This is a genomic window from Thiocapsa rosea, from assembly GCF_003634315.1.
Classification (GTDB): Bacteria; Pseudomonadota; Gammaproteobacteria; order Chromatiales; family Chromatiaceae; genus Thiocapsa; species Thiocapsa rosea.
In genome coordinates, this window is record NZ_RBXL01000001.1 from 1,703,887 (window position 1) to 1,716,428 (window position 12,542).

Annotated in this window: 14 protein-coding genes; 8 read left to right on the top strand and 6 right to left on the bottom strand. The window is 64.3% G+C overall.

Features of this window, described 5'->3' with window-relative positions; all coding sequences use genetic code 11:
- Positions 1–124: 124 nt before the first annotated feature.
- From BDD21_RS07775 to BDD21_RS07790, 4 genes are all read right to left on the bottom strand, one after another.
- Positions 125–1,354, bottom strand: a complete 1,230-nt coding sequence (locus tag BDD21_RS07775) for a potassium/proton antiporter (RefSeq protein WP_120796670.1) — start codon at positions 1,352–1,354, stop codon at positions 125–127.
- A gap of 37 nt (positions 1,355–1,391) precedes the next feature.
- Complete coding sequence (locus BDD21_RS07780) at positions 1,392–2,378, bottom strand: ParA family protein (protein WP_120796671.1); 987 nt, start codon at positions 2,376–2,378, stop codon at positions 1,392–1,394.
- The gene (locus tag BDD21_RS07785; protein ID WP_120796672.1) at positions 2,375–3,559 is read right to left on the bottom strand and encodes an RNA-binding domain-containing protein; all 1,185 of its coding nucleotides are present in this window, start codon (positions 3,557–3,559) and stop codon (positions 2,375–2,377) included. Before BDD21_RS07785 ends, BDD21_RS07780 begins: the two co-directional genes overlap by 4 nt.
- Before the next feature lie 296 nt (positions 3,560–3,855).
- On the bottom strand, positions 3,856–4,707 hold the full coding sequence (locus BDD21_RS07790) for an isocitrate lyase/PEP mutase family protein (protein WP_120796673.1): 852 nt from the start codon (positions 4,705–4,707) through the stop codon (positions 3,856–3,858).
- A gap of 147 nt (positions 4,708–4,854) precedes the next feature.
- Between BDD21_RS07790 and vapB the strand changes: the two genes are divergently transcribed.
- The 3 genes from vapB to BDD21_RS07805 all read left to right on the top strand — a co-directional run bounded on the left by vapB (position 4,855) and on the right by BDD21_RS07805 (position 5,924).
- Positions 4,855–5,085, top strand: coding sequence for a type II toxin-antitoxin system antitoxin VapB (gene vapB, locus BDD21_RS07795; RefSeq protein ID WP_120796674.1), 231 nt, complete (start codon positions 4,855–4,857; stop codon positions 5,083–5,085).
- Entirely contained in the window at positions 5,082–5,480 is a 399-nt protein-coding gene (gene vapC, locus BDD21_RS07800; RefSeq protein ID WP_120796675.1) for a type II toxin-antitoxin system tRNA(fMet)-specific endonuclease VapC, read from the top strand. The genes vapB and vapC overlap by 4 nt, the downstream gene beginning before the upstream one ends.
- 69 nt (positions 5,481–5,549) lie before the next feature.
- Positions 5,550–5,924 (top strand): thiol-disulfide oxidoreductase DCC family protein, encoded by a 375-nt coding sequence (locus BDD21_RS07805; protein WP_120799810.1) that lies wholly within the window; start codon positions 5,550–5,552, stop codon positions 5,922–5,924.
- 174 nt (positions 5,925–6,098) lie between these two features.
- Here the strand turns inward: BDD21_RS07805 and radC are convergent, their stop codons facing one another.
- The gene (gene radC, locus BDD21_RS07810) at positions 6,099–6,773 is read right to left on the bottom strand and encodes a RadC family protein (RefSeq protein WP_120796676.1); all 675 of its coding nucleotides are present in this window, start codon (positions 6,771–6,773) and stop codon (positions 6,099–6,101) included.
- Between the two features lie 68 nt (positions 6,774–6,841).
- Between radC and coaBC the strand changes: the two genes are divergently transcribed.
- Genes coaBC through argB form a run of 4 tightly spaced genes read left to right on the top strand, consistent with a single transcriptional unit; the run spans position 6,842 to position 10,835 of the window.
- The gene (gene coaBC, locus BDD21_RS07815) at positions 6,842–8,053 is read left to right on the top strand and encodes a bifunctional phosphopantothenoylcysteine decarboxylase/phosphopantothenate--cysteine ligase CoaBC (protein ID WP_120796677.1); all 1,212 of its coding nucleotides are present in this window, start codon (positions 6,842–6,844) and stop codon (positions 8,051–8,053) included.
- Positions 8,037–8,495: a dUTP diphosphatase gene (gene dut / locus BDD21_RS07820; protein ID WP_120799811.1), complete on the top strand. Its 459-nt coding sequence runs from the start codon at positions 8,037–8,039 to the stop codon at positions 8,493–8,495. Before coaBC ends, dut begins: the two co-directional genes overlap by 17 nt.
- A 13-nt stretch (positions 8,496–8,508) precedes the next feature.
- Positions 8,509–9,900 carry a phosphomannomutase/phosphoglucomutase gene (locus tag BDD21_RS07825; RefSeq protein ID WP_120796678.1) on the top strand — a complete coding sequence of 464 codons (1,392 nt, stop codon included), beginning with the start codon at positions 8,509–8,511 and terminating at the stop codon, positions 9,898–9,900.
- A gap of 38 nt (positions 9,901–9,938) precedes the next feature.
- The gene (gene argB, locus BDD21_RS07830) at positions 9,939–10,835 is read left to right on the top strand and encodes an acetylglutamate kinase (protein WP_120796679.1); all 897 of its coding nucleotides are present in this window, start codon (positions 9,939–9,941) and stop codon (positions 10,833–10,835) included.
- Positions 10,836–10,964: 129 nt separating this feature from the next.
- Here the strand turns inward: argB and pyrE are convergent, their stop codons facing one another.
- Positions 10,965–11,606, bottom strand: a complete 642-nt coding sequence (gene pyrE, locus BDD21_RS07835) for an orotate phosphoribosyltransferase (protein WP_120796680.1) — start codon at positions 11,604–11,606, stop codon at positions 10,965–10,967.
- Between the two features lie 244 nt (positions 11,607–11,850).
- On the opposite strand from pyrE, the gene BDD21_RS07840 reads away from it, so the two are divergent.
- A complete protein-coding gene (locus tag BDD21_RS07840) occupies positions 11,851–12,537 on the top strand; it encodes a sulfite exporter TauE/SafE family protein (protein ID WP_120796681.1) in 687 nt (228 codons plus the stop codon).
- Positions 12,538–12,542: the final 5 nt, after the last annotated feature.

Sequence of the window (12,542 nt, forward strand, 5' to 3'; positions counted from 1 at the left end):
TCTCTCGGAAACCCCCGGATCGGCGGGGGAAAAGCATAGTCGGGCACTCGCATTGCCGCAAGGCGTTTGTGGATTTCGGACGATGTCGTTCTCCTGCGGGTTCAGGGTTGCGGCAGCAACGGGTTCATTGTTCCGGGCGTTCGAGCGATGTTGACGCAGGCGCCTCTCGCTTCTCCTCCAGATCCAATCGCCGCGCCAGCCATGGGATGGTCCAGCCCTGCAACACGAGCGAGGCGATGACCACCATGAAGACCACATTGAAGAAGTTCACGTCCACGGGGCCGGGACTCACGACCGGAATGATCGCGAGAAAGATGGGGACGGCGCCGCGCAAGCCCACCCAAGAGATAAAGATGCGCTCTTGGAGACTGAATCTGAAGGGTGCCAGACTGACGGCCACGGCGAGCGGCCGGGCGATGAAGATCAGAAGAAATGCCACGCCGGCCGCATGCATGATCTCGCCGGTGAACTGATGCGGCGAGACCAGCAAGCCGAGCATGAGAAACATCAGGATCTGACTCAGCCAGGCGAGGCTGCCGTGCGTGATGTTCAGCTCTTCCCGGCGCAACCCGCTCACGCGATCCATCAGGACGACCCCGCACAGATACACTGCCAGATAGCCGCTGCCGCCGATCAATTGGGTCCCGCCGAACAGGGCCATAGCGCCGGACAAGGCCAGCACGGCAAAGAGCCCGCTCGCCAGATCCAGGCGGTTGATCAGCCAGGCGAGGATCAGCCCTCCGAGGAGCCCCGCGATAGCGCCCACACCCAACTGCAGCGCGAAGGTCACGCCCAGCGCCCACGACAGCTCGGCACCTCCGGCATCGACGAAGGACACCAGGACGATGGTCAGAAAGATCGCCATCGGATCGTTGAGGCCGGACTCGACGACGATGGTCTCCATCACCCGACCCTTCAGCTTGATACCTCGTCCTTGCAGCAGCAGGAAGGTCGCCGCCGCGTCCGTCGATCCGATGACGGCGCCGAGCAAGAGGGCCACCAACAAGGAAACGCCCAGCAGCCAGATCGACACGCCGACCACGGCAGCGGTGATCACTACGCCGAACGTCGCGAGCATCAATGCCGGACCCCAGGAGACCCGGATATCGCGCACACGGGTGCCCAAACCGCCCGAAAACAGGATCACCGCCAGTGCGATGCTGCCGACATGGTAGGCAAGCTCGAAGTCGTCGAATGCATAACCCCCCGGCCCGTCCTGACCGACGAGCATGCCGATCCCGAGAAAGATCAGCAGGATCGGTGCGCCGAGGCGGATTGCGAGCGGGCTCATGAGGACACTGAGCAAGACCAGGCCAGAAGCCATCAACAGGAACAGTTCCAGCGACTCGATCACACACTGCTCCTGCTGATAGGCCCCAACCCTATACCGATCATTGGAAAGGGATGCCTGCCTTCGCGACAATGCGGGACGCAAGACCCTGGAAGTCGCTGTAACAACTCTTCACTGCCTCGATGTGCGCGCCGATGGCACCGTCGGCGGACTTGAGGAAGAAGATCGGCTTTCTTGCCTCCATCGCCATCGGCATCAGGCTGCGGTAGTGTTTGAGCAAAGAGAGGCAATAAGGGTCGCGATCCACGGCTGGGGAGGTATGACCCCCGGGGTCGTCGAGGACGGCCTCGCGATACACGGTGGGGATGCGATCCATCCAGCGCTTGTAGGCTTGAACCGGGCGGCTGTCCCGCAGGCCGTGCTGCATGACGATGTAGCCGATCGGCTGCATGCTTCCTTTGGGCAGCGACAGGCCAGCGGGGGCTTTGGAAACGAGGTCGCCCCAAATGGCACCCCACTCACGCAGGGTCGGGCCAAGGTTCTTGAGACCTTGCAGCGAGAACAGGTCGGGTGCCAGGGGGATACAGACTTGGTCCGACGCGATCAACGCCGCACGGTTGATGGCGCCGAGGTTGGGTCCGACGTCGATTAGGACCAGCTCGGCGCTTTCTGCAGTGCCCGCTTGGATCAGGCGGTGAAAGGCGGTCATAGTGCGAAAGGCCGATTCGTCGCGGTTATGGCAGCGAGGCCAGGCATCCGAGAGCTTATCCTCGAAACGAGACAGGCCAAGGTCCCCGGGTATCAGGCCGAGTTTCTCTGCGACACGTTCGACATGGGGGATGGCGATATCCCCGATGCCCCGCAATATCGGGCGAATGCTTCCGAAAACCGTATCCGGATGATCGTCATCCGGCCAAAGGGCTTCCAGCCGCTCTTCGTCCAAGAACATGGCGGTCAGGTTCGCCTGGGGGTCCAGGTCAACAGCGAGGGTATCGATGCCGTGGTCGGCGCACATCCAGGCGAGGTGATAGACCAGCGATGTCTTTCCGACACCACCCTTGTTGTTGAAAAAGGCGATGGTCTTCATTCCGGCCTCCGGAAAATTTTGACCAAGACGCTGTGCTCGTCGAACTGGAATTCGGCAGGCGGATTTCCGTTCTGCGCCAGCAGGGACTGAGCGCGCAGGACGCCGTAGCCGAACCGGTTGACGAAACCGAGCGACTTCATGGCCTCCGCAATGACGGGGTTGCGATAACTGTTGCGAGTGGGGAAATTCTGGGGCGTCGCCTCGCCGTAGAGACCGCCCGGGCTTTGGATCTCGATGTGATCGCTGAAGGCATAGAAACGAATCGGGGTGTTACTGTCGTAGTTGCGGTGCATCACCGCGTTCATCAGCAGCTCGCGCAGAGCCCATTCCGGGTAATCGGGCAGCAGCCGTTCCCGCAGACCGCTCACGGGTCGCATCCCTGTTTGAATCAGCTGTCGAAGGCGCGCCTCCATCTCTCGCAGGGTGCTGGTCAGGTCGCCCGAGACCTCGGCTTGATCGACAGGCATGTCGGTCAGGTCGGTACCGGGAAGCCGCAGGTATTGGATGTAGGCGCCCGGAAAAAAGAAGCGCGGATTCTTACCGAAGAGGAGGATGCCTGCGTTGGTCAGGCAGCCTTGGTCGATGTCGTACAACCGCAGGGATGCCAGCTGTAGATCGATCGGCCGGTTATTGGCGGCGATGGTCTCCGGATCGAGGGACTCCCTTCGATAGGCGTCGAACTGGCCGAGGGCGAGGTCTTCGATGGCGGATTCGCGGCATGGTCTGGCGTCGAAAGAGCGCGTCAACGAGACTCTGCGCTCGCTCAGGATGCGTTCTTCCTGCTCGTTGGCGATGCCTTTACGCGGACCGATTCGGATATAAACCCGACCTCGATAGCGGACCGGCGGTAGGTCCGAGGGCTGGACCTCTACGACCGCAAGGTCACCGCTGTCCAGGGAATATCTCTGAACGATGAGGACTGGTTGGGGCAACACATTGCCGTCGGAACGGATCGCTGCCAGGTTCTTCAAAAGCTCGTCCGTCACCTTGAGACCGCAGCACGCGCCATCGTCCGTCGCCCCGATGAACAGATACCCCGGAAATCGGTGATTTGGCAGATCGTTGGCAAAAGCGCAGATGGCCTCGGCGAACTTGTCGGTCTTGTTGACCGAAGTGGTTCGCTCGACGTAGTCAGCCTCGAGGTCGTGGAGGAGATCGATCAGTTGCTCTTGGGTCAACATTTGGACTTCGGCGTCTCCGGCGCGGCGTTCGTCGACAAGCGTTTCTTGAGCCCGCCTGCGTGGGGGCAACCGCCAAACGATTGCGACGGGCTTCCTGGCGGTTGAGAGAATCGGGAGACGTACGATATCAGCGAATGTGAAGGATAGGTCAAAATGGTCGCCTGGTGTTCAAGTATGAGGATTATTAGGGTCGCATTTGATCCCGCTGGGCTGATTACGTCGCGTTTCGACTGGAGTGCCTGCCGGCCAAGGGTCGGCCGCGCGCGTATGCGGATATCGAGGGTTCCTCTCGGGCCTCAGTAGCGCTTCAGCAAATCGTCATAGGCATCGAACCCAACCAGCTCGCGCAGCGTGCGGAAGTCGACTCTTCGCTCCGGTGTCCGTCCGGCGGCCAGGTCGGCGAGGGCCTCGCGCATCGCGAAGACGGCGGCGCTCAAGAGGGTCAGCGGATAGGCGGCGATGCCGTAGCCGATCTCGGCGAGCATGGCGGGCGGTAGGATGGGCGTGATGCCCTCTTCGAGCATATTGGCCATCTTGATGCCCGGTACCTGTTTGCAGAAGCGGCGCATCTCGGCCTCGTCACGCGGTGCTTCGAGAAAGAGGATATCGGCGCCGAGGTCCGCGAATGCCTGCATCCGCCGGATCGCCTCTTCCAAGCCGAGGGCATTGCGCGCATCCGTGCGCGCGACGATCAGGGTGCCTGCTCCGGCGTCGCGTGCATCCACGGCGGCGCGTACCCGGCGGATCGCCTCGTCGCGTTCCACGACCTCCTTCACCCCGGTGTGGCCGCAGCGCTTCGGCATGACCTGATCCTCGATCATGACGCCGGCGAAGCCGGCACGGGCATACTGATCGACGGTACGTCGGACATTGGCCGGATTGCCGTGGCCGGTGTCGCCGTCGCCGATGACCGGGATTCGCACCGCATCGCAGATGCCGCGTCCCTGGTCGAGCATCTCGGTCACCGAGATCAGCCCGGTGTCGGGCAGCGCGAGGCGGCTCGCCGAGACGGCGAAACCGCTCATGAAGGTCAGCGGGAACCCGGCCTGCTCGATCAATCGCGCCGACAGGGCATCGAAACAGCAGGGCATGACGAGCATGTCGCCACGATCCAGGAGTGTGCGCAGCCGGGCGGCGGGCTCGTTCAAGGGAGTCGATCCTGTCGTTTTTTGCAGAGGGCCGAGTATAGCCGCGGGCGGCGCTATGTGCGGCTGCGGCCCACGTATGGGGTGACTTGACGATTGATACGCGGAAGTCTATATCAGGCGTATATACTTTTTGCGCCGAAGGTTCCGATGGAAACTGCAAAACTCTTTCTAAATGGCAGCAGCCAAGCCGTTCGCTTACCCAAGGAATTCCGCTTCCGGGGTGACGAGGTGGTGATCAAGCGCCTGGGCAATGCCGTGGTCCTGTTGCCCAAGGAAGATCCCTGGCAGGTGATGTTCGATGCCCTGGCGGAGTTCCCGGATGACTTGACACTGACGCGTGAGCAGCCGGATGTGCAGGAGCGGGAGCCGATCGCGTGATCGTCCTTCTGGATACGGACATCTGCATCTATGCGATCAACCAAAAGCGACCGGAAATCCTGCGGCAGATCCGAAACTATCGAATCGGCGAGGTCGGTATCTCGTCGATCACCTATGCGGAGCTGCGTTTCGGCGTGGAAAACAGTAGCCGCGTCGACGACAATCTGGATCGGCTGGAGCGCTTCCTGTTGCCGCTGGAGATCCTTCCGTTCGACGCCGAAGCGGGGCGCCGCTACGGACGGCTTCGCGTCGAGCTCAAACGCGCAGGTTGCCTGATCGGCGCGAACGATCTCCTGATCGCGGCCCATGCCGTGAGTCTCGACGCAACCCTGGTGACCAACAACATCCGCGAGTTTGCGCGGGTCGAGGGGTTACGCGTCGAGCAGTGGGGTTGAGTGATTGCGCCTGCGCATCCATCTGCGCGTCATCCCGAAGATCTTCCCGGACGTCGACGCAACCACACCATGATCGCATTCACGGCCTATTTCGACGGGGGCTGCCCGTTGTGCAGCAAAGAGATTGCCCATTACCGCCGGATCGACAAAGCCGGCGCAATCCGTTGGGTCGACATTACCGATGACGGCGGCGCGTTGGCCGAAGCGGGGATCAACCGGACGGACGCCATGCGCCGCATCCACGCCAAGGAGGCCGACGGCCGCATCCTTATCGGAGTGCCTGCCTTCGTCGCGATCTGGCGTCGACTGCCGGGCTACCGCCGTCTCGCGGCCCTGGTGCAGGGTCTGCGCTTGGTCGGGCCGCTCGATTGGGGGTACGCGCACTTCGCGGACTGGCGGTTGAGTCGCCGCTGTAAGGGCGGTGCCTGCACCTTGACGCCGTGAGGGTGTCGTTGGTCTTGCCGCTTGCGTCCAGCTTTCAGCTTTCAGCTTTCAGCCTTCAGCTGTCAGGCGTGGGCCTTTATCTGTAGAGCTGCTTCCCGGACAAATGACGCTGCGCGCGATGATGGAATCGGCACATTACAGGTAGGAGGCAGACAGCTGACAGCTCACGCAAACCTAAAGAAGCCCTCGCTCAGCCAGCGAAGTCCCCTCACCGTCGCCGATGATGACGTGATCGAGAACACGCACATCGATCAGACTTAGGGCTTCTTTGAGACGCTGTGTGATCCGCAGGTCCGCCTGGCTGGGCTCGGCGACACCCGAGGGGTGGTTGTGGGCGAAGATCACGGCGGCGGCGTTGGTGGCGAGCACCCGTTGTACGACCACCCGAGGATGCACGCTGGCCCCGTCGATTGTGCCTTGGAACAGCTCGTCGTAGCTGATGACACGGTGTCGGTTGTCGAGGAAGAGGCAGGCGAAGATCTCGTGCGGCGAGCCGTAGAGGCGCAGCTTGAGATAGTCGCGTGTGGCCTCCGGGCTGGTCAGGACGTCTTGACCTCGAATCCGCGAGAGCAGGTAGCGGTGGCTCAGCTCGAGGACCGCCTGAAGCTCGGCGAACTTGGCGGTGCCGAGCCCCTTGCCCTCGCAAAAGCGCTTCTTGTCTGCGGCGAGCAACCCGACGAGACCGTCGAAATCATTCAGCAGCTCTCGCGCCAGATCCACAGCACTCTTGCCGCGCACGCCGGTGCGCAGAAACAGCGCCAGCAGCTCGGCGTCCGAGAGTGCGCCCGCCCCACGCTCCAGGAGCTTCTCCCGCGGCCGTTCACCCTCCGGCCAGTCCTTGATCGGCATGCGACCTCCGTCGATGGGTTGCGTTAAACTGCGGCCTGTTCCGCAGACGCAGTGTACACGTTTAGGTCATGGATCCAAGCCCCCGTAATCAGGTGCTGCTCGGTGTCGGCGGCGGCATCTCCGCCTACAAATCGGTCGACCTGGTCAGGCGCCTGCGCGAGCGCGGTTATGCCGTGCGGGTGGTCATGACGCAGGCGGCGACGGCGTTTGTCGGCCCTCTCACCTTTCAGGCGGTCTCCGGGCATCCGGTGCGGACCGACCTTCTCGATCCGGCGGCCGAGGCCGGCATGGGCCATATCGAGCTGGCGCGCTGGGCGGGGCAACTCCTCATCGCCCCGGCGACCGCGGACCTGATGGCCCGCTTGGCCGCCGGGATCGCCGACGACCTGCTCACGACCTTGGCCCTGGCGACCGAGGCGCCCTTGATCCTCGCCCCGGCGATGAATCAACAGATGTGGCGTCACCCGGCGACCCAAGACAACCTGGCCCGACTGGTCGCGCGCGGCGCGCGAATCCTGGGACCCGGTGTCGGCATCCAAGCTTGCGGCGACCAAGGCCCGGGACGGATGCTCGAGCCGCTTGAGATCGTCGAGGCGCTGAGCGGCTCGGACCTGCAACCGCTGGCCGGCGTTCGGGTCCTCCTAACCGCCGGTCCGACCCGCGAGCCGCTCGACCCGGTGCGCTACCTGGGCAATCGCAGCTCCGGGCGCATGGGCTATGCCCTGGCGGCTGCGCTGACCGATCTTGGCGCTCGCGTGGTCCTGGTCAGCGGACCGAGCGCCTTGGCACCGCCTGCGGTGGCCGAGCTGGTCAAGGTCGAGACGGCCTTGGAGATGCATGCCGCCGTGACAGCGCGCACCCGCGACTGCGACATCTTCGTCGCCACCGCTGCGGTGGCGGACTACCGGCCCGCCGAGCCCGCGGGGAGCAAGATCAAGAAGGCCGCCGATGCGCTGGAGATCCGGCTGGTGCGCAATCCGGATATCCTGGCCGAGGTCGCCGCCCTGCCGACGCCGCCCTTCACGCTGGGCTTCGCGGCCGAGACGGACGATGTCGAGCAATACGCCCGCGGCAAGCTGAAGGACAAGCGGCTGGATATGATCGCGGCGAATCGGGTCGGAGGAGACTCGGGCGGCTTCGAGCGCGACGAGAACGCGCTGCTCGTACTTTGGAACGGGGGGCAGCGCGTGCTGCCCATGATGTCGAAGGTCGAGCTCGCGCGCGAGCTGGCCATGCTCCTCGCGGAACACTATGCCGAACGCCATGCTGCATCCTCTTGAGGTCAAGATCCTGGACCCGCGCTTGGGCCGTGATTTTCCCGTGCCGACCTATGCGACCCCAGGCTCGGCCGGGCTCGATCTGCGTGCCATGCTCCAGGCCCCGCTCGACCTTGCACCCGGCGCGGCCGAGCTGCTGCCGACCGGCATGGCCGTGCACATCGCCGAGCGGAACGTCGCCGGTTTGATCCTGCCACGCTCGGGTCTCGGACATCGACACGGCATCGTGCTCGGCAACCTGGTCGGTCTGATCGACTCGGACTATCAGGGGCCGCTCATGGTCTCCTGCTGGAACCGCGGGACGGCGCCGTTTCGGATCGAGATCGGCGAGCGCATCGCCCAGCTCGTGCTGGTGCCGGTCCTGCAGGCTGAGTTGAGGATCGTCGATGACTTCGACACCTCCGTGCGGGGCAGCGGCGGGTTCGGGCACACGGGCCAGCACTGACGCGCCGCCGCCCATGGCCGAGGTCACCCCCGCCGCGCCGCCCGAGATCTTCCGCGCCTACGACATTCGCGGCATCCTCGAGCGCCAATTGACACCCGAGATCATGCAGGCGATCGGTCGCGCCGTCGGCAGCGAGGCCGCCGCGCGTGGCGATCGCACGGTCATGGTCGGACGCGACTGCCGCGCCTCCAGTCCGGCCCTGAGCCGAGCCCTGATCGCCGGGATCCGCGCCGCCGGCATCGATGTCGTCGACCTCGGCATCGCCCCGACGCCCCTGGTCTATTTCGCCTGCTGCGAGGCTTGCCCATGTGCCGGGGCGATCGTCACCGCCAGCCACAACCCGCCCGATTACAACGGGGTCAAGGTCGTCTTCGGCGGCACGAGCGCGGATGCAGCGACGATTCAGGGCTTGCGGAGACGCATCCTGGAGGGCGACCTGACCAGCGGGGACGGTGGTCTCATCGAGCGCGATATCTCCGAGCGCTACCACGAGCGCATCGTCCGCGACATCCACCTCGCCCGGCCCATGCGGGTCGTGCTGGACTGCGGCAACGCTACCGTTTCCGCGATCGCGCCTGCCGTCTTTCGCGCGCTCGGCTGCGAGGTGATCCCGCTCGACTGCGACCCGGCCGCCGGGATGGGCGAGCGGGTCCCGGATCCGGCCCGCCCCGAGTGTCTCCGGGCACTCTCGGAGCGGGTGGTGCTGGAGGGCGCCGATCTCGGGCTCGGGTTCGACGGTGACGGTGATCGTCTGGGCGTGATCGATGCCGGCGGCGGCTACATCGCGGCCGACCGGGTCCTCATGTGTCTCGCCGTCGATGTCCTGACACGGCATCCGGGAAGCGAGGTCATCTTCGACGTCAAATGCACGGGCCATCTCGCCGAGGTGATCCGTCGCGCGGGCGGTCGCCCGGTGCCATGGCGCTCGGGTCACGCACCTCTGAAGGCCCGGCTGCGCGCATCCGATGCGCAGATCGCCGGCGAGCTGAGCGGGCACATCATGTTCAAGGAGCGCTGGCTCGGCTTCGACGACGCACTCTATACCGGAGCCCGGCTCTTGGAGATCCTGTCGCGCGATCCTCGCCCCACGGATGCGATCTTTCGCGACTTTCCCGGCGGCATCGCGACCCCCGAGCTGGCCCTGCCGTTGCCCGAGGGCGAGGCCGAGCGGATCATGGCGCAGGTGATCCTGTTGGCCGATCGCATCGAGGATCTGGTGGTACAGACCATCGACGGTCTGCGGCTCGACGGCCCGGCCGGCTGGGGTTTGGTGCGGGCCTCGAACACCTTGCCCAAGCTGATCTTTCGCTTCGAAGGCGACGATCCGGCCGCGCTGCGGGCCATGCAGGAGCGGTTTCGCCTGCTCATGGCCGAGGCCGCGCCCGGGCTGGCGCTGCCCTTCTGACTTATTCCGACCCATTCCAACCCGAGCAACACCAAGCCATGTCCATCCTCAACGAACGTGCCCACACCATCGCCCACGTCCTGATCGAAGCGCTGCCCTATATCCGGCGCTTCCGCGGCAAGACCATCGTGATCAAGTACGGCGGCAATGCCATGGTGGACGAGACCCTCAAGCAGGGCTTCGCACGCGACGTGGTCCTGATGAAGATGGTCGGGGTCAATCCCGTGATCGTGCATGGCGGCGGGCCGCAGATCGGGTCGCTGCTCAAACGACTCGGCAAGGCGAGCGAGTTCGTTCAAGGCATGCGGGTGACGGACGACGAGACCATGGACGTGGTCGAGATGGTGCTCGGCGGGCTGGTGAATAAAGAGATCGTCAACTTCATCAATCGGCACGGCGGCTCCGCGGTCGGCCTCACCGGGAAGGACGGCGACCTGATCCGCGCTCGCAAGCTCCTGCTGCGGCGCGATGCGCCCGAGCTGAAGGCCACTGAGATCATCGACATCGGCCATGTCGGCGAGGTCGAGAGTATCGACGCCTCCGTTGTCCACATGCTGGTCGAAGGTGACTTTATCCCGGTCATCGCCCCGATCGGCGTCGGCGAGGACGGCCGCTCGTACAACATCAATGCCGATCTGGTCGCCGGCAAGATCGCGGAGGTGTTGAAGGCGGAGAAGTTGCTGCTGCTGACCAACACGGTCGGTCTGCTCGACGCGGAAGGCAACCTGATCCCGGAGCTGGACATCGGACGGGTCGAGACCCTGATCAAGGAAGGGGTGATCGCCGGCGGCATGCTGCCGAAGGTGCAGTGCGCGCTCGACGCCGTGAATGGCGGGGTGAAGTCCGCGCACATCATCGACGGGCGGGTGGAGCATGCGGTCATGCTGGATCTCTTTACCGACGAAGGTGTCGGGACCCTGATCCGCAGTCGGTGAGGTGGGGTTCAGGGTTCAGGGTTCGCTCGTGACACCCGCTCTGCGGTGTCACGCATGCTCCGCGGCGCTCCGCGCCACGGGGCACGATGGCCGGAGTGACTCGGTGAAACCGATCGTTTCGGAAAATACCTAAACCCCGTAGCGTGCCCGGTAGGCCCGCACGGCCTCGGCGAAGGCATCGAGCTCGGGCTGCTCGTCGAGGTAGGTGACGAGGTCGGTCAGGCTGACGATGCTGTAGACCGGGATGCCGAAGGTCGCGGTCACCTCGGCGACGGCGGAACGTCCGTCCTGTCCCTGCTCCTGGCGGTCGAGTGCGATCACGACCCCGGCCGGCTCGGCTCCGGCGTCGCGGATGATCTGCACCGATTCGCGCACCGAGGTGCCCGCGGTGATCACATCGTCGATGATGAGGATCCGCCCGGCCAATGGACTGCCGACGATGATTCCGCCCTCTCCGTGATCCTTGACCTCCTTTCGATTGAAGGCGTAGGCCGTGTCTCGGCCGGATTGCGCGGCGAGTGCGATGCTGGTCGCCGCCGCCAGCGGGATACCCTTGTAGGCCGGCCCGAACAGCACGTCGAATGCGGGTGCGGAATCCAGGATGCAGCGCGCATAGGCGCTCCCGAGCCGGGACAGCCGCTCGCCCGTGTTGAAGAGGCCGGCATTGAAGAAGTACGGGCTTTGGCGCCCGGACTTGAGCGTGAAGTCGCCGAAGCGCAATGCGCCGATCTCGGCGGCGAAGGCCAAAAATTCGCGTTGGTAGTCTTTCATACGGGGTTCCTTTCGAACCTATGAGCTGATGGGCGAACTAAACCGCGTCCAGAACCACATGCGTCGTTTTTATTGTGCGTTTAGCTTCGGAGATATCCTCGATCCCGGTGAGACGCGGTTTAGACTTTATTTTTGAATACTTTGAACCGCGCCAGCTCCGACAGTTGTCGGAGCTGGCGCGGCGAAGCCAATCCAACAAACAACGCATCGCGCACCGGGCGCGGTTTAAGACGAGGCACCGAGCATGATCGAGACCCCGCTTGGGATCTACCTGACCGCATTTCTGGTCGGCCTGCTGGGCGGCGTCCATTGTCTGTCCATGTGCGGCGGCCTGGTGGGTTCCTTAACGTTGGGTTTGGACCCGCGGATCCGTCGCGACCCCTGGCTGATGCTGCCCTACCAGGTCACCTACAACCTGGCCCGCATTGCGGGATACGCCACCGCGGGTGCGCTCTTCGGCGGACTTGGCGCCTTGCTGCTGCAGCTCGACGCCTTTCAGGTCATGCAGCGTGTCCTTTACGGCCTCGCCGGAATCGTGATGATCCTGCTCGGGCTCTATCTCGGGGGCTGGTGGCGTCTCATCGCCGTGGTCGAGCGCGCGGGCGCCGCACTTTGGCGGCGTCTCGAGCCGTTGGGTCGACGCGTCCTACCGGTTCGCACCCCGCTGCAGGCCGCAGCGCTCGGTTATCTCTGGGCCTGGATCCCCTGCGGTCTTGTCTACAGCGTCCTCATTACGGCGGTCGCTACCGGAAGCGTTCTGAACGGGGCGCTCGTCATGCTGGCCTTCGGCGCCGGCACGCTCCCGAACCTGCTCGGCATCGGTCTCCTGGCAGGCGCTGCCGCGCGCATCTCCGAGCGCGTATGGGTCAAGCAAGTCGCCGGGCTCTTGGTTATCGGTTTCGGCGTCTATGCCCTCTGGCAGCTCTATTAAATCGC